This window comes from Nocardia shimofusensis NBRC 100134, from assembly GCF_001613125.1.
GTDB lineage: Bacteria > Actinomycetota > Actinomycetes > Mycobacteriales > Mycobacteriaceae > Nocardia > Nocardia shimofusensis.
Genome location: NZ_BDBT01000010.1, coordinates 1 through 23590 on the forward strand (window position 1 = coordinate 1; position 23590 = coordinate 23590).

At 71.2% G+C, this 23590-nt stretch carries 21 protein-coding genes; 11 read left to right on the forward strand and 10 right to left on the reverse strand.

Translation table 11 applies throughout. The features are described from left to right. The 8 genes from NS3_RS13025 to NS3_RS13060 all read right to left on the reverse strand — a co-directional run. A partial coding sequence (locus tag NS3_RS13025; protein ID WP_245649595.1) for a Mur ligase domain-containing protein occupies positions 1 to 255 on the reverse strand: 255 nt, incomplete at its 3' end. Between the two features lie 97 nt (positions 256 to 352). After that, complete coding sequence (locus NS3_RS13030; RefSeq protein WP_067858931.1) at positions 353 to 1951, reverse strand: UDP-N-acetylmuramoyl-L-alanyl-D-glutamate--2,6-diaminopimelate ligase; 1599 nt, start codon at positions 1949 to 1951, stop codon at positions 353 to 355. Between the two features lie 149 nt (positions 1952 to 2100). Beyond that, complete coding sequence (locus tag NS3_RS13035; protein ID WP_373865303.1) at positions 2101 to 3978, reverse strand: peptidoglycan D,D-transpeptidase FtsI family protein; 1878 nt, start codon at positions 3976 to 3978, stop codon at positions 2101 to 2103. Beyond that, complete coding sequence (gene ftsL / locus NS3_RS29690; RefSeq protein ID WP_174550470.1) at positions 3975 to 4904, reverse strand: cell division protein FtsL; 930 nt, start codon at positions 4902 to 4904, stop codon at positions 3975 to 3977. Before ftsL ends, NS3_RS13035 begins: the two co-directional genes overlap by 4 nt. A 61-nt stretch (positions 4905 to 4965) precedes the next feature. Further along, entirely contained in the window at positions 4966 to 5940 is a 975-nt protein-coding gene (gene rsmH, locus NS3_RS13045; protein ID WP_067858940.1) for a 16S rRNA (cytosine(1402)-N(4))-methyltransferase RsmH, read from the reverse strand. A 329-nt stretch (positions 5941 to 6269) separates the two neighbouring features. After that, positions 6270 to 6701: a division/cell wall cluster transcriptional repressor MraZ gene (gene mraZ / locus NS3_RS13050; protein WP_067858943.1), complete on the reverse strand. Its 432-nt coding sequence runs from the start codon at positions 6699 to 6701 to the stop codon at positions 6270 to 6272. Positions 6702 to 7255: 554 nt separating this feature from the next. After that, positions 7256 to 7690, reverse strand: a complete 435-nt coding sequence (locus NS3_RS13055; RefSeq protein ID WP_067858946.1) for an SCO2097 family morphological protein — start codon at positions 7688 to 7690, stop codon at positions 7256 to 7258. Positions 7691 to 7837: 147 nt separating this feature from the next. After that, the gene (locus NS3_RS13060) at positions 7838 to 8263 is read right to left on the reverse strand and encodes an SAV_6107 family HEPN domain-containing protein (RefSeq protein ID WP_067859457.1); all 426 of its coding nucleotides are present in this window, start codon (positions 8261 to 8263) and stop codon (positions 7838 to 7840) included. Between the two features lie 221 nt (positions 8264 to 8484). Between NS3_RS13060 and NS3_RS13065 the strand changes: the two genes are divergently transcribed. The 6 genes from NS3_RS13065 to NS3_RS13090 all read left to right on the forward strand — a co-directional run bounded on the left by NS3_RS13065 (position 8485) and on the right by NS3_RS13090 (position 14740). Then, positions 8485 to 9096 carry a GNAT family N-acetyltransferase gene (locus NS3_RS13065; RefSeq protein ID WP_067858949.1) on the forward strand — a complete coding sequence of 204 codons (612 nt, stop codon included), beginning with the start codon at positions 8485 to 8487 and terminating at the stop codon, positions 9094 to 9096. Then, positions 9093 to 10655, forward strand: coding sequence for a phytoene desaturase family protein (locus NS3_RS13070; RefSeq protein ID WP_067858951.1), 1563 nt, complete (start codon positions 9093 to 9095; stop codon positions 10653 to 10655). The genes NS3_RS13065 and NS3_RS13070 overlap by 4 nt, the downstream gene beginning before the upstream one ends. After that, on the forward strand, positions 10652 to 11491 hold the full coding sequence (locus NS3_RS13075; RefSeq protein ID WP_067858954.1) for a carotenoid biosynthesis protein: 840 nt from the start codon (positions 10652 to 10654) through the stop codon (positions 11489 to 11491). The genes NS3_RS13070 and NS3_RS13075 overlap by 4 nt, the downstream gene beginning before the upstream one ends. Before the next feature lie 181 nt (positions 11492 to 11672). Then, entirely contained in the window at positions 11673 to 12326 is a 654-nt protein-coding gene (locus NS3_RS13080) for an LppM family (lipo)protein (RefSeq protein ID WP_245649605.1), read from the forward strand. 65 nt (positions 12327 to 12391) lie between these two features. Continuing rightward, positions 12392 to 13693 (forward strand): glycosyltransferase, encoded by a 1302-nt coding sequence (locus NS3_RS13085; RefSeq protein WP_373865305.1) that lies wholly within the window; start codon positions 12392 to 12394, stop codon positions 13691 to 13693. A gap of 237 nt (positions 13694 to 13930) precedes the next feature. Continuing rightward, positions 13931 to 14740, forward strand: coding sequence for a DUF1684 domain-containing protein (locus NS3_RS13090; RefSeq protein WP_067858957.1), 810 nt, complete (start codon positions 13931 to 13933; stop codon positions 14738 to 14740). A 31-nt stretch (positions 14741 to 14771) separates the two neighbouring features. On the opposite strand, the gene NS3_RS13095 is transcribed toward NS3_RS13090, so the two are convergent. Beyond that, positions 14772 to 15710: a methylenetetrahydrofolate reductase gene (locus NS3_RS13095; protein WP_067859467.1), complete on the reverse strand. Its 939-nt coding sequence runs from the start codon at positions 15708 to 15710 to the stop codon at positions 14772 to 14774. Between the two features lie 293 nt (positions 15711 to 16003). Between NS3_RS13095 and NS3_RS13100 the strand changes: the two genes are divergently transcribed. From NS3_RS13100 to NS3_RS13115, 4 genes are all read left to right on the forward strand, one after another. Beyond that, entirely contained in the window at positions 16004 to 17149 is a 1146-nt protein-coding gene (locus NS3_RS13100) for a polyprenyl synthetase family protein (RefSeq protein ID WP_067859470.1), read from the forward strand. Next, positions 17146 to 17355, forward strand: coding sequence for a hypothetical protein (locus NS3_RS13105; protein WP_067858961.1), 210 nt, complete (start codon positions 17146 to 17148; stop codon positions 17353 to 17355). The genes NS3_RS13100 and NS3_RS13105 overlap by 4 nt, the downstream gene beginning before the upstream one ends. Before the next feature lie 165 nt (positions 17356 to 17520). After that, positions 17521 to 19104, forward strand: coding sequence for a phytoene desaturase family protein (crtI, locus tag NS3_RS13110; RefSeq protein ID WP_067858964.1), 1584 nt, complete (start codon positions 17521 to 17523; stop codon positions 19102 to 19104). A 66-nt stretch (positions 19105 to 19170) separates the two neighbouring features. Next, on the forward strand, positions 19171 to 20877 hold the full coding sequence (locus NS3_RS13115; RefSeq protein ID WP_067858967.1) for an alpha-(1->6)-mannopyranosyltransferase A: 1707 nt from the start codon (positions 19171 to 19173) through the stop codon (positions 20875 to 20877). A 101-nt stretch (positions 20878 to 20978) separates the two neighbouring features. Here NS3_RS13115 and NS3_RS13120 read toward each other — a convergent pair whose 3' ends face one another. Next, positions 20979 to 21347 carry an Rv2175c family DNA-binding protein gene (locus NS3_RS13120; protein WP_067858970.1) on the reverse strand — a complete coding sequence of 123 codons (369 nt, stop codon included), beginning with the start codon at positions 21345 to 21347 and terminating at the stop codon, positions 20979 to 20981. Positions 21348 to 21446: 99 nt separating this feature from the next. Between NS3_RS13120 and pknB the strand changes: the two genes are divergently transcribed. After that, on the forward strand, positions 21447 to 23447 hold the full coding sequence (pknB, locus tag NS3_RS13125) for a Stk1 family PASTA domain-containing Ser/Thr kinase (protein ID WP_218018226.1): 2001 nt from the start codon (positions 21447 to 21449) through the stop codon (positions 23445 to 23447). Positions 23448 to 23590: the final 143 nt, after the last annotated feature.

The window sequence follows — 23590 nt, forward strand, 5'->3', positions numbered from 1 at the left end:
GCTCGGCGCCACCACGACCGCGGGTACGCCGACCGGTCGCGCGGCGAGCACCGCCGCCGCACCGGCGGCGACGGCATCGCGCGCGTAGTCGTGTCCGTCGGCCCGTTCACCCGGCAGCGCCAGGAACAGATCCCCCGCACCGATACGGCGCGAATCGAATTCGGCCGTACCGGTCACCCGCACCTCCGGGTCTGCGACGTCGTGCAGCGTGCCGCCCACGACCTCCGCGATCTCCCGCAGTGTCATCTCGATCATGAAACCGTCAAGTCCTCCGTGCCCGTCCGATCCGGACGGGCATCTCCCGGGCGACTGTCGCGCCCATCGTGCCGAACATGCTGTATCGCTTCACCGTTCACGTGCGTGCCGCCGCGCCGGTCTTGCGCGCCAGGGCCGCCGCCAGCACCTCGCGATCGTCGAACGGGTGCTTGACCCCGTCGATCTCCTGCCCCGCCTCGTGTCCCTTGCCCGCGACCAGCACCGCGTCACCGCGGCGCGCCCAGCGTACGGCGGCCTCGATCGCCTCGGCGCGGTCGCCGATCTCGAGCACCTCGCCGCGCACCGGTGCGGGCACGTCCAGCGCACCGGCACGCAGCGCGGCGCGGATGGCGGCCGGATCCTCGGTGCGCGGATTGTCGTCGGTGATGACGAGCAGATCCGCGCCGCGCGCGCCCGCCGCGCCCATCAGCGCGCGCTTGCCCGCGTCCCGGTCCCCGCCCGCGCCGACGACCACGGCCAGCCGGCCCGGCGCGGCCGGATCACCGGTGGCCAGGTGCTCGCGCAGGGTGGCGATGACCGACTCCAGTGCCGCGGGCTTGTGCGCGTAGTCGACGACGGCCAGGAAGTCCTGCCCCGCCTCGACCCGCTGCATCCGGCCGGGCACATCCACCTCGCCCAGCGCGGGCGCGGCAACCGCCGGATCGACACCCGCGGCCGCGCACACGGCCAAGGCGAGCAGCCCGTTGGCGACGTTGTAGCGGCCGGGCAGCCGCAGCCGCATCGCGAACTCGCCCGCGGGTCCGCTCGCGGTGAACTCCTGTCCACCGCCCTGTGTGCGCACCGGGCCCGCGACCCGCCAATCGGCGGCGGCGCCCGCGGCCTCGGCCACCGAGGCCGCGACCCGCACCGGGGCGGGCAGGCTGTCGGCCAGCCGCCTGCCCCACGCGTCGTCGACGCAGATCACCGCGGTGCGCGCGGCCACCGGCGAGGACACCTCGAACAACTTGCGCTTGGCCGCGAAGTAGTCCTCGAAGTCGGCGTGGAAATCCAGGTGGTCCTGGGAGAGGTTGGTGAACGCGCCCACATCGAAGCGCACGCCGTCGACGCGGCCCAGTGCCAGCGCGTGACTGGACACCTCCATCACCACCGCCTGCACGCCCTGCTCGACCATCAGCGCGAACATCGCGTGCAGCTGCGGTGCCTCCGGTGTGGTGAGCGCACTGGGCACCCGCGATCCGCCGATCCGGGTCTCGATGGTGCCGATCAACGCCGTGGACAGGCCGGAGGCGGCCAGCGCGGCCTCCACCAGGTAGGAGGTGGTGGTCTTGCCGGAGGTGCCGGTGATGCCCACCAGGCGAAGCTTGCGCGAAGGATGCCCGTACAACGCGGCGGAGAGTTCACCGAGCACCTCGCGCGGGTGCTCGCGCACCAGCACCGGCACCGGCAGCTCGCCGATCTGCGCGGCGCCGTCAGCATCGGTGAACACCGCCACCGCACCGCGCTCGACGGCCGCGCGGGCGAACCGGGCGCCGTGCGCGCGCGAGCCCGGCAGCGCGGCGAACAGGTCGCCGGGTAGCACCGCGTCGGAGCGCTGTTCGATACCGGTGACACTCACTTCGTCGACCGGCACGCCTGGCGTGGCCGGTTCGGCGCCGGTCAGCGCCAGCACGGTGGACAGCGGCGTCGTCGGTGGATCGATCGGCCGCAACACGGGCTGGCTGGACTGCTGGGGCACCTTGCTCCTCTCCGAGGGGGCGGATTCAGCGGACACCGCGAAGGTGGCGGCAAGTCAGGTTACCGACGTGCGCGCATCGGCGGGCAACGTGGCTCGGCCTTCCCGCCGCACGCACCCGCGCGACCACGCCGAAGTCCGCCCCCGAACCCCTACGCACCGGCCTGCAACACGAACTTTCCGGACGGCTCCACGCTGGGCGGGATGCGATCGCGCTGCATCGCCCAGGAGGCGATGGAATGGAACAACGGCGCCGCGGACTGCCCGCCGCTGCCGTCGGAACTACGCTGCGGATTGTCCAGCATCAGCCCGATCACATAGCGAGGATCGTCGGCCGGAGCCATCCCCGCGAAGGTGATCCAGTAGCTCGACGTCGAATAGCACTGGCAGCGCGGATCGATCTGCTGCGCGGTCCCGGTCTTGCCCGCGATCGGGTAGCCCTCCACCGCGGCCTGCATGCCGGTGCCGTTCTGATCGGGGTCGGCCGGATCGTGCTGGGTGACCGACTGGAACATGGTGCGCAGCGTGCGCGCGGTCTCCTCGCCGACCACCCGCACGCCCTCGGGCTGCGGTTCGTCGGTGCGGGAGCCGTCCGGCGCGACGATGGACTTCACGATGCGCGGCGGGATACGCATGCCGTCGTTGGCGATGGCCTGGAACATCCCGGTCATCTGCAGCAGCGACATCGACAGGCCCTGGCCGATGGGCAGATTCGCGAACGTGCCGCCGGACCACTGATCCCTGGCGGGCACCTGCCCGGCGGTCTCCCCCGGCAGGCCGACGCCGGTGCGCTGCCCGAGCCCGAAGCGGGCGAGCATGTCGGCGAAGCGATCCTCACCCACCCGCTGGGCCAGCATCAGCGTGCCCACGTTCGACGACTTACCGAAGATGCCGGTGGTGGTGTAGGGCGCGACGTCGTGGGTCCAGGCGTCGCTGACGGTGACCCCGGACATCCGGATCGAACCGGGGACCTGGTGCACCTCCTCGGGGGTGGTCAGGCCGTATTCGATGGCCGCGGCGGCGGTGACGATCTTGTTCACCGAGCCGGGTTCGAACGGATCGCTCACCGAGGGATTACCGGTGGAGGTCCAGTCCTTGGATTCCAGCATGGGATTGAAGGTGCTGTCGTTGGCCATCGCGAGCACCTGCCCGGTCCTGGCGTCGAGCACCACCGCGGAGGCGCCTGCCGCGACGGAGCGCTGCTTGGCCAGTTGCACCTGCTGTTGCACGTAGTACTGCAGATCCGAGTCCAGAGTCAGCTCGACGCTGTTGCCGTCGACGGCGGGTTGCTTGTCGCGCCAGCTGCCCGGGATGACCGCGCCGTCGGAGCCACGGTCGTAGGTGTGCGAACCGTCGGTGCCGGCGAGCACCGAGTCCAGCGCCGATTCCAGGCCGATCAGGCCGTGCCCGTCCCAGCCGGTCGCGCCGACCACATTGGCGGCCAGCGAGCCGCCCGGGTACTCCCGGATGTCCTGGCGTTCGGAACCGACCTCGGGGAACTCGACGATGATCTCGGTGGCGATGCGGGGATCGACGCTGCGCGCCAGATACACGAACTGCTCGTCGCTGTTGAGCTTGTCGAGCAGCTCGGACTCCTTCGGCGCACCGGGACCGAGCTTCTCGTGGATGGTCCTAGCGATATCGCGCAGCCGCTGCTCCGGATCGGGCGCCTTGTCGTTCTTCTGCCGCGCCGCGGCGAGGTTCGCGCGCTCGGCCACCGGCTGGAAAGTCAGAGCCTTGGCCGAGACGGTGAACGCCAGCGACTTGCCGCTGCGATCGACGATGGGGCCACGGGTGGCTTCGTCGATCAGCCGGGTGGTGCGCTGGCTGGCGGCCTGCGCGGAGAGTCCGGGCGCGGAAATGCTCTGCACCCAGAGCAATTGGAGCGCGACCATGACGAGCGCGACCAGCATGACGATCCGGCCGACGCTCAGGCGCAGGCGCATCGGATGATCGAGGCCGGGGGCGCCCGCACGTTGGGATGCCGACGGCCCGCGCCGCCGGGGCGGTGCGGGCCTGGACTGCGTCACCGGGGCGCTCCGACCGGCGCGGGCGGAGCGGGAAGACCCTCGACGGCCGCGGGAACCGGCTCCGCGAAAGCTGGTTCGGGAACGGGCGGTGGGCCCTCCGGCGCGAGCGGCGTCCCGGCGGGCAGCTGACCTTCGATCGGCCGGCCCTCGACCGCCGGGACAGGCTGACCGTCCGTGCCCAGCGGTGCGGGCCCGCCCTCGACCGGCGGGACAGGCTGCCCCTCCGTGCCCAGCGGTGCCGGCTGCCCCTCGACCGGCGCGGCGGGCGCGGCGGGATCGCCGGGCGGAACCGGAGCCGGCGCGGGCTGTGCGGGTGCGGGCTGTCGATCACCGGCCGTCGGGTCCGGCGTACGAGCCGGGGTGAGCGCGGCGGTCACCGGAACGACCTGCTCGCCTTGTGCGGCGGGACTCGCCGGATCACGGGGTGTGGTGTTCAGCGGCGGCGCGGGCGCGCCCTGCACCGGGGTCGGGGTACCGACCACGATCACCGCGCCGTCCGGCGCGATCAGCAGCCGGGCCGGATCGTCGGCCGGGATCATGCCCAGTTCGCGGGCGCGGGCGGCCAGTTCGGGCGCCGAGTCGGCCGCCTCGACCTCGCGCTGCAGCGCCGCGCGTTCCTCGGCCAGGGTGCGGTTGAGCTGCCTGGCGTCACTGAGCTGGTAGCTGTCCTCGGCGGCGCGGGTGGTGAGCAGCAGCGTCAGCGCCAGACCGCAGCCGAGCATCGCGATGATCGCGGCGACGAACGGGATCCGTCCCGACATCGCCGAGGTCGTGCGGGGCAGCCGCGGTGTGTCCGTGAGCTGTTCGGCGCGCAACCTCCGCTTGGCGTAGGCGCGTTGCGCGGCACCGGATTTGACCCGATCGGCGGCCTGCACCCGGCGGGCGATACGACCCGGCGAAGGGACCGTGCGCGTCCGAATACTCATGGCGTCGTCGCCTCCTCTGCTCCGCATGGACATCCCCACCCCGTCGACTCCGGCCACCCGCTCACGAGGACTTCTCGATCCGCTCGGCCGCCCGCATCCGCACCGGCGCGGCGCGCGGGTTCTCCTCGATCTCCTGCTCGGTCGCCTTCTCCGCGCCGCGGGTCAGCAACCGGAATTCCGGGCCCATGCCGGGCAATTCGACCGGCAGGTCCACCGGCGTGCGCGAGGTCGTGCGCGCGGCCAGTTCCTGTTTGACGACCCGATCCTCGAGCGACTGATAGGACATGACCACGATCCGCCCGCCCAGGCGCAGCGAGTCCAGCGCGGCGGGCAGCGCGGCCCGCAACGAATCGAGTTCGCCGTTGACCTCCACCCGCAGCGCCTGGAAGGTGCGCTTGGCCGGATGCCCGCCGGTGCGGCGGGCGGCGGCCGGGATCGTCGCGTAGAGCAGTTCGACGAGTTCGCCGCTGCTGGTGAAGGGCCGCTGGGCGCGCCTGCGCAGTACTTCCGAGGCGATCTTGCCCGCGAAGCGCTCCTCGCCGTAGTTCTTCAGCACCCGGGCGAGATCGCCGTGGCTGTAGGTGTTGAGGACGTCGGCGGCGGTGATCCCGGTGGAAGGGTCCATGCGCATGTCCAGCGGCGCGTCCACCGAGTAGGCGAAGCCGCGTTCGGCCTCGTCCAGCTGCATGGAAGAGACGCCGAGGTCCATCAGGATGCCGCTGACCGAGCCGATCGGATCGAGCCCGGCCTGCTCCAGGGCGTCGGCGATGCCGTCGTATCGGGTGTGCACCAACGTGATCCGGTCCGCGAACGGCGCGAGTCGCTCGCCCGCCAGGCGCAGGGCCTCGGTGTCCCGGTCGAGACCGACCAGGCGCAGTCCGGGGTAGGCGCTCAGAAAATGTTCGGCGTGACCACCCAATCCCAGTGTGGCGTCGACGTATACCGCACCGGGCTCGGTGAGCGCCGGTCCGAGCAACTCGTCGGCACGGCGCAGCAGGACCGGAACATGACGGGCGCCGCGTTGTTCACGGTTCACCTCGACCTCCCGGATTCTGCCTCGCGTTCGTCGGAACCGTGACGGGCATCCGGTGGAGTGGTCTCCGGCCGGCGCACACGGGTCGCCTTGTTCCACTTGTTCTTTCGCTTGCATATGCGTCCGTGCGAACCGCGAGGCAGGGCGCCGAGTCCACTCGGGCCGTTCTCGTCGGGGATGTCACGCGGTGAATGCTGTAGCGGGCTGGACATATCGGTGATGATCACCGGGGGCGAGTGCCCCGTGGTCCCTGTCCGAACCGGCACCTGGCGTCGGGGAAGTACGCCAGGGTCCGCGCTCGGACAGAGACCGCGCGGCACTCGCTCGCCCGGCTAGAAGATCCCGCCCAGCGACTCGTCTCTCGCTTGCGCGTAATCCTCCTCGTGCTCGGCGAGGTAGGACTCCCACGCCTGCTTGTCCCAGATTTCGAGGAAGTCGACCGAGCCGATCACCACACACTCCCGTGACAGGTTGGCGTAGCGACGGTGATCCGCCGACAACGTGATGCGGCCCTGGGTATCCGGACACTGTTCGTCCGTACCGGCTGCCAGCGCCCGGACGAATGCCCGTGCCTGCGGATTGCTACGAGACGCGGCCGCGGCTCGGCGAGCGAGCGCGGTGAACTCCTCTTTGGGATATACGGCAAGGCTGTGGTCCTGACTCTTCGTGACCATCAACCCTCCCGCCAGCTCGTCTCGAAACTTCGCAGGCAACGTGAGTCGCCCCTTGTCGTCCAGGCGCGGTGTGTAGGTACCGAGAAACATCTTCTCGTCACCTCTCTACCGGATCACCGAGCCTGCATGGTCTCTCCTGTAGTGCGCGCTCCACATTACCCCACTTTCCCCCACTTTCAATCGAAACAAGAGGTGATCTGGCTCCCCGCTCCCGCGATTCCGCAGGTCATCCCAGCTATCACTGATGTGGGGGGCTTTGCGCATGTCCTGACGACACGCGACGGGCACTCCGCGACAGCCCGAAAACAACCAGCAAACTCCCCGGCGGACGGCCACGGAAGGGGTGTCACGGGGAGCGCGGTGGAGGGTTGTGGGGAGGACCGGATCGGCTGTCGCGGGCCCGTCCGACGAGAATGCCGGTGCACGAGGAACGAACATCAGCGCCCGGCGTGTCGCCGGGCACCACACCGGGACAGGTCGGGCGCCTACCGGTCGCCTGTACGGTCGGCAAGGTCACCGGAGGCGCGGACACGCCGAGCCCGCGACCGCCCGGCGAACACGAGAAGGCGACGCCGCACCCGTGAGGGTCGGCGCCGCCTGTGTATGAGGATGTCGTGGGCGCGGCGAACCGCACCCACGCGCGTTCAGTCCTGCTCGAACCTGCGACGGAAGCGGTCCTCCATGCGTTCGGAGAACCCGCCGGACTTGCGCTGGCGCCCGCCCGGACCACGGCTGCCGCCGGGACTTCGACCGGAAGAGCCGCCGGAGCCGGCTCGGCCGGTGGGCACATCGCCGCCGGACACCTTGTTACCGCCGGCCAGCAGCAGCACACCGGCGCCGAACATGATCACGAACCCGATCAGACTGATGATCGGGAACCCACCCGGCTTCGGCCCGGCGATCCCCGTGACCAGCAACAGCAGGCCGAGGGCGAACAGAGCGGCAGCCTGGAGTCGACGACGACTCGTGGTGGTGCGAAGTCGCCCGCCGCGTACGGACGAGGCGAACTTCGGGTCCTCAGCATAGAGCGCGCTCTCGATCTGTTCGAGCATGCGCTGCTCGTGCTCGGAGAGTGGCACGGTACCTCCCCCGGCACTAGGCGTGACTGTCGCCTCCGGGTAGGCGACAGATAGCCGACCTTGGCGGCCATCTGTCCCCCATGATACGAGTTCGATCAGGGCCGTACCACCCAATGGGCACTGTGGAACGAAACTGTCGCCGAGCCGCTACGCGCTCATGTCCGGGGCGAGGCGCAAACGGGCGGCCGACTGCAGCAGATCGGCCACGTCGTGCAGGAATGCGCCCACCCGCGAGGCGAACTCGTCGGCGTCGGCCTCGCCCACGTCGCGGTCGAGCCCGGCCTCCAGTGCCGCGCGCAGTTCCGAGCGGGCGGCGAAGTAGTCCGCCCACATGACGAATTCCGGCGCGGCGCGCTGCAACAGCACCCAGGCGTTGCGCGACCTGGCCCGCGGCGCGGCATCGGCTCCGGTGCAGGCCAGCACCGCGCCCGCGCCACGCAGCGCGGCCAGGTAGGCCGTGCGGAACCGCTCGCGCGGATCGCGTTCCCCCGCTGCCTGCAGGAGCAGACCGTCGGCCTTGTCGAGCAGGATGCCTGCCTTGCCCGGCCGTTCCCGTGCTGCGTTGCGACTCATCAGCGGTCCCCTTCCGAACCGGCGCGGCACCGCCGCCGGCCCCGCGGACGACACCGGCACCACCGCTCGCGCTCCCCGTCCCGCGCACCGCGCGGACCGAACAGATATTCGAACGTTTGAATTGAGCTTGAATATAGGGACACCCACCGACAAGTTCTGCCGAGCGAACGTCCACCCCGCCCCACCACCACGCCGCCCATCGCGCGACATCGACGAGAGCCATGACCGCCGTCACGCCACATCAGACCCCCGCCCCCGCCGTCGTCGACCTCTCGGTCGCCGACCTGCGCTACCGGCTGCACGACGCGCTGTCGGTGTACGTGGCCGCCATGGGGTACCCCCGGGGCACGGAGAACCATCGCGCCCCCATGTGGACCGAGCACACCACCCGGGCGGGCTGGCAGGCCGTCGCGGCGCTGCTGCCCGACGACAACGGCTACGTCGACCCGCGCACGTCGCGGATGCTGGGGATCGCCTACGGCTACCACGGCGCGCCGAACCAGTGGTGGCATCAGCAGGTGCACGTCGGCATGCGCCGCTGCGGCTGGCCCGAACAGTCCGCCTACGAACTGCTTTCGGACTATTTCGAACTCACCGAACTCCACGTGCATCCCAGCGCCCAGGGCCTCGGGATCGGCCGGACGTTGTTGCGCAGGCTGCTCACCGGTCGCGCGGAGCAGGCCGTGCTGCTGTCCACGCCCGAGGTGCCCGCCGAGGAGAACCGCGCGTGGCGGCTGTACCGACGCGAGGGATTCGACGACGTGATCCGTGATTTCGTGTTCTCCGGCGACAACAGGCCGTTCGCCATCCTGGGCAGGCGGTTGCCGCTGTGACCGTCGTCGTGGTCGGCAGCGGACACAACGCCCTCGTCGCCGCCGCCTATCTGGCCAGGTCCGGGCACGCGGTCGAGGTGCTCGAACGCGACGAGGTGCTGGGCGGAGCGGTGTCCACGGTGGAGCGCTTCCCCGGGCATCGGGTGGATCGCGGCTCCTCGGCGCACATCATGATCCGACACACCGGCATCGTCGAGGATCTGGAGCTGGCCCGCTTCGGGCTGCGCTACATCGACTGCGATCCGTGGGGTTTCGCCCCCGCCGCCGACGGGCCGCCGATCGTGTTCCACCGCGATCTGGACGCGACCTGCGCGTCGATCGAACGCGCCTGTGGCTCCCGCGACGCCGACGCCTACCGCCGCTTCGTCGGGATCTGGGGACCGCGCAGCGCCCGGGTGATGCGCGCCTTCGGTGCGGCGCCGCGGCCGCCGCATCTGTTGCGCGCGTTCTGGGGACTGGATACCGGGTCCGGCGGCAGCGCGCTGTCGCGGGAGTTCCTGCAGTCCGGGGACGCGCTGCTGGACAGCTTTTTCCGGAACGAGCGGCTCGCGGCGGCGCTGGCCTGGTTCGGCGCGCAGTCCGGGCCGCCCATGTCGGAGCCGGGGACCGCGCCCATGGTCGGGTTCGCCGCGCTCATGCACACCCTGCCGCCGGGCCGCGCGGTGGGTGGCAGCGGCGCGCTCACCGAGGCCCTGGTCGCCCGGCTGCGCGCCGACGGCGCGACGATCCGCACCGGTGAGGCGGCGACATCGCTGCACCGCGACGGTGCGGGCTGGCGGGTGCGCACCGAGGCGGGCCGGGAGATCCGCGCGGAAGCGGTGATCGCGGGCGCGCATGTGCTGACCACGCTGGATCTGCTGGCGGCGGGCGGTTTCGACGCCGCGGTGATCGAGGACTGGCGTTCCCGTATCCGGGTCGGTCCCGGCATCGGCATGATCGTGCGCGTCGCGACCGACGCGCTACCCGCCTATCCGGGCGCGAGCGCGGCGGAATCCGCGCGCGGCCTGCAACTGCTGGTCTCCGATCGCGCGCAGCTCTACCGCGCACACGGCGCGGCCATGGCCGGTGACCTGCCGCCCCGGCCCGCGGTGCTCGCGATGAGCTTCAGCGCGGTGGATCCGAGCATCGCCCCGCCCGGTGAGCACCAGCTCTCGCTGTGGGCGCAATGGCATCCGTATCGTCTGGCCGACGGCAGCGCGTGGACCGCGCACGCCGAGCGCGAGGCCGACCGGATCATCGGCGAGGTGGACGCGCTCGCACCGGGATTCGCCGGTTCGGTGCGGCAGCGGTTCGTGCAGACGCCGGTGGATCTGGAGCGCGAGATGGGATTGCTGGGCGGCAACGTCATGCACGTGGAGATGTCCTTGGATCAGGTGATGATGTGGCGGCCGCTGCCGGAACTGTCCGGCCAGCGGGTGCCCGGCGCGCCCGGCCTGTACCTGACCGGCGCGTCGACCCATCCCGGCGGCGGAGTCAGCGGCGCCAGCGGACGCAGCGCGGCGCGGCTGTTCCTGCGCGATCGCCGCCGGGCCCGCATCCCGTTCCTACCGCGCCGATGATCGAGGCGCCGTCGACCGGGGCGCGGTGGACCCGGCAGTTGCCGATGCTGTTCACGGTGTTGCTCGTGCTCACGCAGATCGGATATCCGCTGACCTCCGGCTCGGCGCGCGACCAGGTGACGATCGCCGTCGTGCTGCTGTCCGCGGCGACCGCGCTCGCGCACGCCACGGTGACCCGCGGGTTCCGTTATGCCGCGGGCGTACTGGTCATCATCTCCGGACTCGGCCTGTCCTCGGAGATCCTCGGCGTCGCGACCGGCCTGCCCTACGGCTGCTACGAATACGCCCTGGGGCCACTCGGGCCCTCGTTCGCCGAAGTGCCGCTGCTGATCCCGCTGGCCTGGACCGGCGGGCTGTATCCGGTGTGGGTGGTGGCCACGCTGCTGACCGAACGTGCGGGCGCGATGCGCGCGCCGGCGCGCATCGCGCTGACGATGGCCGGTGCGCTGGGCTGGGATCTGTTCCTCGATCCGCAGATGGTCGCCGACGACCGATGGACCTGGTGCGATACCGATTCCGGGCTGCCCGGCATCCCCGAGATCCCGCTGACCAACTATCTCGGCTGGCTGGTGGTCGCGCTGATCATGGCGCTGGTGCTCACGATCTGGGAGCAGGCCGCGCCGCCGCCCTCCCAGCGACGATCGGGCGTGGACGACACCGTGCCGGTGGTGGTCTTCCTGTGGACCTGGCTGGGTTCGGCGCTGGCGCACCTGGCCTTCCTCGGGCTGCCCGTCTCGGCGGGTTACGGCTTCGCCGGAATGGGTGTGCTCGGCGTCCCCCTGCTGGTCCGGCTGGTCCGGCACGGGTTCGCGAGCGTGGTGCGTCCGGGCGGGTGATGCGCCGAATCACCGTGTCGGTGGCTGCCCTTTGGCGCCGGGCGCGGGGGGGCCTGGCACGATGTGACCCGTGCGATCGAGTGCAGCCACCCCACCCGCCGCGACCATCGCGGTCGTTTCGCGGCCGACGGCGCGGATTCGCGCCGCGTCCGCCGTCCTGCTCGCGGCCCTGTTGGTGCCGATGCTGGCCGGGTGCCTACGGGTGCAGGTCTCGATGGGGGTGTCGTCCAACGACCGGGTGTCCGGGCGGATCGTCGCGGCCGTGGTGCCCGCCTCCGCCGAGGACACCGGCCCGCAGCTGACCGCACCGGAGTCGCTGGCCTCCAAGGTGCGCGTGGAGCCGTACAACCAGGACGGCTATGTCGGCAGCAAGGTGTTCTTCGAGGACCTGTCCTTCGGTGATGTGCAGCAGCTGTCACAGCTCAACGAGCAGGCGCAGGGCATGATCCAGCTGCAGTTCCAGCGAACGGGCGACCTGGTGTCGCTCAACGGGCGCATCGACCTGAAGTCGGTGCCGCCGCACGGCTCGGACGTCCAATTCACCATCGCCTTCCCGTCGCGGGTCGCCAAGACCAACGGCACCCGCGAGGGCGACAACACGGTGTCGTGGAAGCTGCCGCCCGGCGAGGTCTCCACGCTGCGCGCCGAGGTGGGCTACCCCGACCCGAACACCCGCTCGTTCGCCGGCTGGGCGGGCATCGTCGGAGGCATCACCCTCGCGGTCGCCGCGATAGTGGCGGGCATGGCCTACCTCAACCGCAATCCCACGCCCGAGGTCCCCGAACACCAGTTCTCCTGGCGGCGCTGGTGGCGCTCGGTCAAGCAGTTCCGCTGAAACCGGCCGTCACCGCCGCGACCCACCTGGGCACGGGCCTCGCGCTGACCGGCTGCGTCATCGCCCTGATCAACCGGCTGACCGTGCCCCGGCTGCACCCGAGTCCGGCGGTGCTCGAACCGGTCACGGTCTGCGTCCCCGCGCGCGACGAGGCCGACAAGCTGCCCGATCTGATCGCCGACCTGCGCGCTCAGGTCGGCGTCCCACGGCTGCGCGTGCTGATCCTCGACGACGGATCCTCCGACGGCACCGCCGAGCGCGCCCGGGCCGCCGCCGGGGACGACCCGCGCATCACCGTGCTGCGCTCCGAGGAGCCGCCACCGCCCGGATGGACCGGGAAAGCCGCGGCCTGCGCGCGTCTGGCTGTCCACGCCGGGGTCACCGACGCACTTCCCGGCGCGCTCACCGGTGCCCACACCCCCGACCCGACGGCTCGCATCGACGCCGGCAGGGAACGGCCGGACTCCACCACCGGGGAGCTGATCGCATCCGTCGCACGCGAGCGGCTCCACCCGCCGGTCGGCGACCCGGCCGACACCCCATCCGGCGAGCGACGCAACTCCCTTGCCGACTCCCGCCGGGGTTTCCCGTCGGCACCGTCGGTGGTGGTCTTCCTCGACGCGGACGTTCGTCTCGCACCGCAGGCGATCGCGGCGGCGGTGGCGGAACTGCGGCGCAGCGGTGCGGCGATGGTCGCGCCGTGGCCGTGGCAGCGGTCCGGGTCGCCGGCAGAGGCGCTGGTGCAGCCGTTGCTGTGCTGGTCGTGGGCATCGAATCTGCCGGTGCCACTGGCTGATCGGAGCCTGCGGCCGAGCGCCGTGGTGTCCAACGGGCAGTTCCTGGTCTTCGACGTCCCGGCCTATCGCGGGATCGGCGGGCACGCGTCGGTGGCGGGCAGCCCGACCGAAGATCTGGACATCGCCCGAGCGCTGCGCCGGGCGGGGTCGTTCACCCGGATGGTGGCGGCCGGCCGGCTGGCGAGCACCCGGATGTATCGCGGCGCAACCGAACTCGACACCGGGTACACCCGCTGGCTGTGGTCGGCCTACGGCGGTTCACCGACGGCGGCGGCGGCGATCGGTGTCGCGGCGGGTACGGCCTATTGGATTCCTCCCGCCGCCGCGGTGCTCGGGCGCGGACGGCTACGCGGGATCGGGACCCTCGGTTACGCGGCGGCGGTGGCCGGCAGGCTGCTCGCGCGCCGTCTCGAGACCGGGACCGCGTTGCGCGCGGCAGATGTGGGTTCGGCGCTCGCGCATCCGGTCTCGGTCGCGGCCTATCAACTGCTGGTGCTCCGCTCGCATCGCGCGCGGCGACGCGGGTCGGTGCGCTGGAAGGGACGTCCTGCCGTCACGACACGTTCGTGACGGCCACGGTCGGCAAGGCGGGGCAGCACCGCGCACCGTCGCGAACGGGGCCGAAGACGACCATGGTCCCGCGTCCCCGGCTGCGCGGATAGGGATCGGCTCACGGTGATTGCTGACCTTGTCCGTCGGGCGACCGGGCTCGCATCCTGGTGCGGCCCGCGGAAACGGCCGCCGTGACCACCTCGGGGCGCCCCACCCGCACCAGCACAGCGCCGCACACGAAGGAGCCCGCGCGTCATGACGGCAAGTACCGTGACGAGTTTCGACACCGAATGGGCCCGCTGGCACAGCACCCGTGAGGACGGCCTGCGCGATCCGCTCGGCGTGCTGAGCCTCACCGGCCTGCACTGGCTCACCGACGAACCGAGCCGCCTGCCCGGCGTCCCCGGCACCTGGTGGGTGACCGACGACAAGGTCTTCATCACCGCCCAGCCCGGCGACCGGCTCGTCGCCGAGGGCAGCGACATCGCGGGCGTGCGGATCCTGGTCCCGGCAGAAGGTGCGCCCGGCCTCCAGGTGCGCCACGAGCGCCGCATCCTCGAGGTCGTCCGGCGCACCGGACGCCACGGAGTGCGCGTACACGATCCGGCCGCGCCCGCGTCGGCCGGATTCACCGGAATCCCGGCCTACTCCCCTGACCCGCGCTGGGTCGTCCGAGGCCGGTACACCGCCTACCCCGCGCCCCGCACGATCACCACGGGCGCGGTGATCGACGGCCTCGAGCACCGGCACATCGCGGTCGGCGAGATCGAGTTCGGCATCGGCTCGGTGACCGAACGGGTCGTGGTGTTCCGCACCGGCGCGCGACTGCGGGTGCTGTTCACCGACGCCACCAGCGGGGTCACCACCTTCCCCACCGCGCGTTCGCTCACCCTGCCCGCCCCGGATGCCGAGGGCACGGTCACTCTCGACTTCAACCGTGCGGTGAACCTGCCCTGCGCCTTCACCGCTTTCGCCACCTGCCCGGTCGCGCCCGAGCAGAACCGGCTGCGGGTGGCCGTCGAAGCGGGCGAACAGTATCCGCGTCCGGGCGTCGGTCTGCGATGAATGTGCCGCCCGCACGGGCGGGCCGCGGTTCTCAGGCGCGCGCGGGGGCGGGGGTCACGCCGTAGCCGAGGTTGGCGAGTACCTCGCTGGTCGCCTTGGCGAAGTTCAGGGTGATGAAGTGCAGGCAGGGCGCGCCCTCGGCGATGAGCCGCTGCGCCATCTCGGTGGCGATCTCGATGCCGGCCTCGCGCACCGCGGCCTTGTTCTCCTCCGGCCCGTCGCCCGCCGCGCGGCGCAGCCGCTCCAGCACCGAGGCGGGCAACGGCCGTCCGCACAGTTCCTCGGCGCGGGTGACGGTGCGCAGCGAGGTGATCGGCATCAGCTCGGGAATGATCGGCTTGGCGCCCTCGCTCGGGTCGAGCGCGGCGACCCGATCGCGCAGCCGCAGGTAGTGATCGACCTCGAAGAACATCTGGGTGATCGAATACTCCGCGCCCGCGCGTAGTTTCGCGACCAGGAACGCGGTGTCGGAGTCCAGGTCGGGCGAGCGGTGGTGGCCTTGCGGGAAGGAGGCGACACCGACATGGAAGTCGCCCAGATCCCGGACGATGCGAACCAGTTCCTCGGCGTACTCCACGCCCTCGGGGTGGCGGTGCCATTCGCCGAGCGGGTCGCCGGGCGGATCGCCGCGCAGCACCAGGATGTTGCGGATGCCCGAGTCGGCGTAGGCGCCGACCAGCGAACGCAGCTCGGCCACACTGTGTCCGACAGCGGTCAGATGGGCCACCGGGAGCAACGTGGTCTCCCGCGCCAGCTGGCCGGTGACGCGCACCGTCCGGTCCTTGGTGGAGCCGCCCGCGCCGTAGGTCATCGACACGAAGGCCGGATGCATGCACTCGAACTCCCGCACCGCGCGCCACAGCCGCGCCTCGCCCGCGGCATCGCGGGGAGGGTTGAACTCGACGGAGAACGGCACCGCACGGCCCTCGTGGGCCCGCAGGCTCTGCACCACCGACGGTGTGCCGGAGATGGACGAGGGCGCGGGATCGAAAGTCACCGGTCCAGTGTAGTGAGACCCCGTGGTGCCGGGCGGCCGCTCGCGTGTTCGGGACAGAACACCAGGTAGGACAGCTTTCGGCGCGCGCGGGGAGCCCGCCGATCACACCTTGCCTACATGCGAGTATTCTTCGTGGCGGCGGCATCGTGAGTTCGCGCACCCGCGCGCGCTCACGCCTGCCGCGAACAACGCCAAGCCGAACCCAGCCCCCGCAACTGCCCGATACGTCCGCGCAGCAACGACCGGGCAGCAACGACACCGTGACCTTGGAGGTTCCTCTGTCCGCCGGACCCGGTACTCCGACACGAATCCCTGCCGCCGGGACACCCGCGCCGACGCTGGGGTCCAGGGAGTTCGTCGCCTCCGTGGAAGCCGCGCTCGTCGAGTTCTTCGCCGGCCGACGTCCCTCGGTGAGCGCGCTCGGCCCGATCTTCGAAGAAGCCGCCGACACCCTGGAATCGTTCGTGCTGCGCGGCGGCAAGCGCACCAGGCCCGCCTTCGCCTGGCACGGCTGGCTGGGCGCGGGCGGCGACGAGGACTCGGCCGAGGCCGGTGCGGTCCGTAGGGCGTGCGCCGCGCTCGAGCTGGTCCAGGCATGCGCGCTCGTCCACGACGACATCATCGATTCCTCGCGCACCCGTCGGCGCTTCCCCACCGTGCACGTCGACTTCGAACAGCGTCACCGTGAGCGCGGATGGTCCGGCGACCCCGCCCACTTCGGCGTCGGTGTCGCCATTCTGATCGGCGATCTGGCCCTGGCCTGGGCCGACGACATGGTGCACGCCGCGGGCCTGGGCGAAGCCGCGCTCGCGCGCTTCGCCCCGGTATGGGCCTTGATGCGCACCGAGGTGCTCGGCGGGCAACTGCTCGACATCAACGGTGAAGCGGGTCGCGACGATTCGGTCGAGGCGGCCCTGCGGATCAACCGCTACAAGACCGCCGCCTACACGGTGGAGCGGCCGCTACATCTGGGCGCCGCGCTCGCGGGCGCCGACGACGGCCTGATCGCCGCCTACCGCACCTTCGGCACCGACATCGGCATCGCCTTCCAGCTGCGCGACGACCTGCTCGGCGTGTTCGGCGATCCCGAGGTGACCGGTAAGCCCTCCGGCGACGACCTGCGTGAGGGCAAGCGCACCGTGCTGCTGGCCGAGGCGCTGCGCCGGGCCGACGCCACCGACCACACCGCGGCGGCACTGCTGCGGGACAGCATCGGCACCGATCTGGATGCCGAGAACGTGGAACGCCTACGCGCCGTGCTCGTCGAGCTCGGCGCCGTCGACGATGTGGAACAGCGCATCGCCGATCTCACCGAACGCGGCCTGGCCGCATTGGAAACCAGTTCGGCCACGCCCGCCGCGAAGCAGACCCTTCGCGGTATGGCGTTGGCCGCTACCAGGAGGATTGCATGAAAGCCGTTGTGTCGCCCGCCCACCGGGTGATCACCGTCGGGGCCGGGCCCGCCCCGCGCGGCACCGGCAAGCGCCGTGGCAAGGCTCTGGCCGCTCTCACCGAACGCCGGGTGATCCTCGGCGCCTCGCTGCCGACGCGGCGCGACTTCCCCGTGCCCCGGTCGTGTTCGGCGCTTCCCGAGGACGACGACTTCATCGAGGACTGACACCCCCGGCCGCAGCACACCCGGTTCCGGCCTCCCCGGTTCCGGGTGCCGGATCGTGCCCCGGTGCGCCCGGGTAACCTGCGCACCGAGGCGCCCGCATGCTCGCGGCACGGAGGACGAGCGCGTTCCGGGGCGGAAACGACACTCAGGTGACGAGGAGCCCAGATGAAAACCGTTGCGGGACCGACCGATCGGGTCGTGGTGATCGGCGCGGGTCTGTCCGGGCTGGCCGCGGCGCTGTATCTGGCCGGCTCGGGTCGACAGGTCACCCTGATCGAACGTGCGGACCATCCCGGTGGCCGGGTCGGGCGCTACACCGGCCCCGACTACCGGATCGACTCCGGCGCCACCGTGCTCACCCTGCCCGAACTCGTCGACGAGGCGTTGGCCGCCGTCGGTCACACCCGTGCCTCCGCGCCGGTCCCGCTGGATGTGCTCGCGCTGTCGCCGAGCTATCACGCCCGCTTCGCCGACGGCTCCGACATCCGTGTCTTCGCCGACCCCGACCTGATGGCCGAGGAAGTCGCGCGCACCTGCGGCCCGGACGAGGCCGTCCGCTACCGACGGCTGCGGGATTGGCTCGCCGCGATCTATCGCGCCGAGTTCGCCGAATTCATGGATGCCGATTTCGACTCGCCGCTGGACATGGTGCGCACACCGGCGAAACGAGCCGCACTGCTCGACCTGGTCCGGCTCGGCGGATTCGGCAGGCTCGGCGCGAAGATCGACCGTCTGCTCACCGACCGCCGCCTGACGCGGCTGTTCACTTTCCAGGCTCTCTACGCGGGCATGGCCCCGACCGACGCGCTGGCCGTCTACGCCGCGATCCCGCACATGGACACCTCGATGGGCGTCTACTTCCCACGCGGCGGGATGAGCGCGGTCGCCGAGACCATGGCCTCGGCCCTGACCGACGCGGGCGGCACGCTGAAACTGAACAGCGAGGTCGTGCGGATCGACTACGCGGGCAAGCGCGCGACCGGGGTGGTGCTCGCCGACGGCGAGCGCGTGCCGTGCGACGCGGTCGTGCTGACCGCCGACCTGGGTTCGATCGAACGTTTCGGCGGCCGACGCAGACGCGGGCTGCGCGCCTCCCCCTCGGCGGTCGTCGCGCACGGCACCATCCCGGCCGAGGTCGCCGCGAGCTGGCCGGTGCAGGCCCACCACACCATCGATTTCGGCGCCGCCTGGGAACAGACCTTCCGCGAGATCGCCACCCGGCCCGGCAAGGGCAAGCTCATGAGTGAACCCTCGCTGCTGCTGACCCGGCCCGCGCTGACCGACCCGGATCTGATCGTCACCCGCCCGGACGGCCGCCACGAACCGTTCTCGATCCTCGCGCCGTGCCCGAACCTGGACAGCGCGCCGCTGGATTGGGACCGCCTGGCCCGGCCCTATCTCGACGAACTGCTGTCGCTGCTGGAACAGCGCGGCTACCGCGGCATCGCCGAGCACTTCACCGTCGACCACCTCGACACCCCGTACACCTGGCGCGACAAAGGCATGCTGGCGGGCACGCCGTTCGCGACCGCGCACCTGTTCCGGCAAACCGGCCCGTTCCGCACCCGCAACATGCCCCGCTTCGCCGACAACGTGGTCCTCGCCGGTTGCGGCACCATCCCCGGCATCGGGGTGCCGACGGTGCTGCTGTCAGGCAAACTCGCGGCACACCGGATCGTCGGCGGCCAGGGACACACCTCCGGAGAAGCCGCCCGTACCAGGGCGAGCGCCCCGCCGAACAACTACTAAACTGACTGCCGACCATATCCACACGCGGTTGCGACCGCCGATCTCGCCCGGGGGAACCGACACGACATGCATCCCCCCGACACGAGCACCGCAGCCCCCGCCCAAGCCGTCACCGGCGCCGTTCCCGGCGGAGGCCGCACTCGGATGCAGGCCTGGGCCGACTTCGCCCGCAGTCCGGAGGGCCACGCGGCGCTGCTCGGTTTCGTCGGTGCGGCGCTGATCACCTTCGGCGGGTTCGGCGCGGGCAGCGTCCGCACCCGTGATCCGCTGCTCGAGGCGCTGCACCTGTCGTGGCTGCGGTTCGGACACGGGTACGCGCTGTCGACGATCCTGATCTGGGCTGGCGTGCTGGCCATGATCACCGCCTGGGTGCGCCTGGGCCGCAGCACCCTCGGCTTCGGCGGCCGCCCCGTGCACGTGACGCTCAACGAATTGCGGGCCATCGTCGGCATCTGGATCTTCCCGCTGCTGTTCGCGGTGCCCATGTTCAGCCGCGACGCGTACTCCTATCTCGCCCAAGGCGCGCTGCTGCGCGACGGATTCGACCCGTACACGGTCGGGCCGGTCGCCAATCCCGGTGTGCTGCTGGACAATGTGAGCCCGGTGTGGACCACCACCACCGCTCCCTACGGTCCGGCCTTCCTCCTGCTCGGCCGCGCCATCACCGCGATCACCGGTGACGATGTGGTCTCGGGCACCATCGCCCTTCGCCTGGTGATGCTGCCGGGCCTGGCGCTGATGATGTGGGCGGTGCCGTATCTGACCAAGCACCTCGGCGGCAGGCCCACCGTGGCGCTGTGGCTGGCGGTGCTCAACCCGCTGGTGCTCATCCACCTGATCGGCGGCGTGCACAACGAGATGCTGATGGTCGGGCTGATGTGCGCGGGCATCGCGCTGGTACTCGAACGCCATCATGTGGCGGGCATCGTCGTCGTCGCGATCGGTGTGGCCATCAAGGCGACGGCCGGGGTGGCACTGCCGTTCCTGGTGTGGATCTGGATGCTGCACGAACGTGAGCGGCGGGCACTCGAACGCGCCGCGCTCGACCCGCACGCCGAACGCGATCCGGCCTCGAGCGAGCAATCCGGGCAGCCCGACGCCGCCAAGCCGGGGCCCGACATGCCGCACCCCGTGTTGACCTTCGCCAAGATCGCCGGTCTGGGTCTGAGTGTGTTCGCGGTGGTGTTCGTCGCCGCCTCGGCCATCGCCGGTGTCGGCATCGGCTGGCTGACGGCGCTGTCCGGTTCGAAGAAGATCATCAACTGGCTGTCGCTGCCGACCGTCATGGCGCACGCCACCACCTGGGTCACCAACCTGCGCCTGGAGTCGGTGCTGAGCGTGACCCGCACGCTGTGCGCGGTCGCGCTGGTGGTGGTGCTGGTGGCGACCTGGTGGCGGTTCCGCCACAGCGAGCGCGAGGCCGTCTTCGGCATCCTCATCGCGTTCGTCGCGATCGTGATCCTCTCCCCCGCCGCGCTGCCCTGGTACTACTCCTGGCCGCTGGCGCTGGCCGCCGGATTCGCGCTGTCGACGACGACCTCGATGGTGCTGGTCGGCGTCTGCACCTGGCTGATGCTGGTCTTCCAACCCGACGGCTCCATCGGCCTGTACAGCTTCTGGCACGTGGCCGCAGCGACCTTCGTCGCCGTGGTGGCCGCGTTGTCGCTGCGGCATGTGGATCCGCTGCGGCTGAGTACATCTTCGGGGGCGCCGCGTGAACCCCTGACGCTGTCGACATCAGCGGTGGAGCCCGCGACGATCGCCCGCGCGTGATCGACCACGACCGCGACCGGGACGCGAGGCGCGCGATGCGCCCGGCCACGCCGACGGGACAGTTCGTCAGGTGACCAGCGCGCGGCTCGTCGAGCCCCCGGTCAGAACGGTTCGGCGGCGGCCCGGCGCACCACTTCGCGGGCGAGCGGGCCGTGCAATGCCTCGACCGGTTTGCCGGGCAGGCTCGGATCGTCGGTGAAGATCCACTCCAGGATCTCCTCGTCGGTGTACTTCGCGTCCCGCATCACCGTGATGAGGCCGGGCAGCATCTTGACCACCTCGCCGGAGGAGTCGAAGAAGATCGCGGGAACACCGGCCACACCGTCGCGGCGCACCGCGAGGAGCTGGTGTTCACGCAACATCTGATGCACCCGGGTCACCAGGATCCCGAGCCGTTCGGCAACCTCCGGCACCGACAACAGGGGCACCGAGTCGGACAGCACGTCCTTGCTGCAGGGGAATGAGCTCACGGCAGACAACGGTAGTCGGTGTGGCCCGCCCACATCCAACGGCATGGTTACCATCAGGGGGTCGCAGAGCGCGGCCGCTGATTTCGGAGGACTTCACTGGTGATCGGGCAGATGCTGGACGGCCGCTATCGGATCGACGCGCCGATCGCCCGCGGTGGGATGTCGACGGTCTTCCGTGGCGTGGACACCCGGCTCGACCGTCCGGTCGCCATCAAGGTGATGGACCCGAAGTTCGCGGGCGACCCGCAGTTCCTCACCCGCTTCGAACTCGAGGCGCGCACCGTCGCCCGGCTCAGCCATCCGGCGCTGGTGGCGGTGTACGACCAGGGCATCGACGGCGAATATCCGTTCCTGATCATGGAGCTGGTGCAGGGCGGCACGCTGCGTGAATTGCTGCGCGAACGCGGCCCGATGCCCCCGCACGCCGCGCGTGCGGTGGTCGAGCCGGTGCTCGCGGCGATCGGCGTCGCGCACAATCAGGGCCTGGTGCACCGCGACATCAAGCCGGAGAACGTGCTCATCTCCGATGCCGGTGAGGTCAAGATCGCCGACTTCGGCCTGGTGCGCGCGGTCGCCGCGGCCAACACCACCGCGGCGGGCGTGATCCTCGGCACCGCCGCCTACCTCTCCCCCGAACAGGTGACCACCGGCCATACCGACGCCCGCAGCGACGTCTACGCCTTCGGCATCCTCCTGTTCGAACTGCTCACCGGGCAGGTGCCGTTCACCGGCGACAATTCGCTGTCGGTCGCCCTGCAGCGGGTCGACAACGACGTACCCAGCCCCAGCAGCTACATCGACGGCGTCCCGGCCGAGTTCGACGAGTTGGTTGCCAGGGCCACCGCTCGCGAACCGGCGCACCGCTTCGCGAATGCCGACGAGATGCTCGCCGAGCTGCGCCATATCGCCGTGCTGCTGAATCTGCCGCCCTACCGGGTGCCCGCCCCGCAGGACTCCGCCGAGCATCTCAGCGCCCGCCACCGCGCCGCCGACCTGACTCCCGCGGCCTACGCCCCACCGCCCGCGCAGCCGCCGCAGCACCACCCGACCAGGGTGGTGACCGGTCCGCAGCCGCACCAGGACGACTACGCGCCCGCTGACTATGCGCCCGCTGACTATGCGCCCGACGCATACACGCACAACGAATACGCCCAGCACAGACAACCGGCGGCGCCCCACTACGAGCCCGCGGGCGCGCACGCGCCCTACCGGGCCGCCCAGGCGAACTCGCGGCGCACCACGCTGATCTGGGTCGCCGTCGTCGCCGTGCTCACCCTGCTGGTCGGCATCGGCGGCTGGTGGCTGGGCGTCGGCCGCTACAGCGCGGTCCCGCCGATCGCGGGTCTGACCGCCGAGCAAGCCACCGAAGCCGTCATCGAGGCCGGCTTCACCGCGGAGACCAAGCCCAAGGCCTCCGACACCGTGCCGGTCGGTGGCGTGGTGGGCAGCGATCCGCCCGCAGGCGCCAAGATCACCAAGGGCTCCACGGTCTCGGTGCTGGTGTCCAACGGCAAACCGAAGGTCCCCGCGGTACAGCCCGGTGACGACATCGCCACGGTGATCTCCCAGATCGAGGACGCCGGGCTCACACCGGTACGCGCCGGGGAGACCGGCAGCACCGCCCCCGAGGGCACCCTGGCGAAGGTGGAGCCCGCGCCCGGCACGGTGCTGCCGCTGAATGGGCAGGTCAAGGTGTACACCAGCAACGGCTCCCAGCCGGTGCAGGTGCCCGATGTGCGCGGCAAGACCGTCGAGGAAGCCGAGGCGGCGCTCGCGGCCGTCGGCATCACCGTGCGCAGCACCACCGAGAGCTACGACAAGACCATCGAAGCCGGCAGCGTGATCAGCACCGATCCGGTCGAGGGCACCACCATCGACCCCGGCCAGGGCGTGTCCCTGGTGGTGTCCAACGCGGTGAAGATCCCCGGCGTGATCGGCAAGAGCGTCGCCGACGCCCGCGAGATCCTGGAAGGTCTCGGACTCCAGGTGCAGGTGCGTCAGCTGACCCCGCGCGACAGCTCGGTGGTCATCTCGCAGAGCCCGACCATCGCGGCCAAGGTCCAACCCGGTTCGACAGTCACCCTCGTCGCGCTCCCCTGAGCCCGCGATGCGGTCCTATCTCGACCCGGTCCCACCGCACTGCCCGCCCTCGGGGGGCGGTCCCGGGTCCACCGATCCCCGAGCGCGCCGCGGCACGACGCATTGCCCGAGGCCGGACATGCGCCCCGGACCCCGGCGTCCCG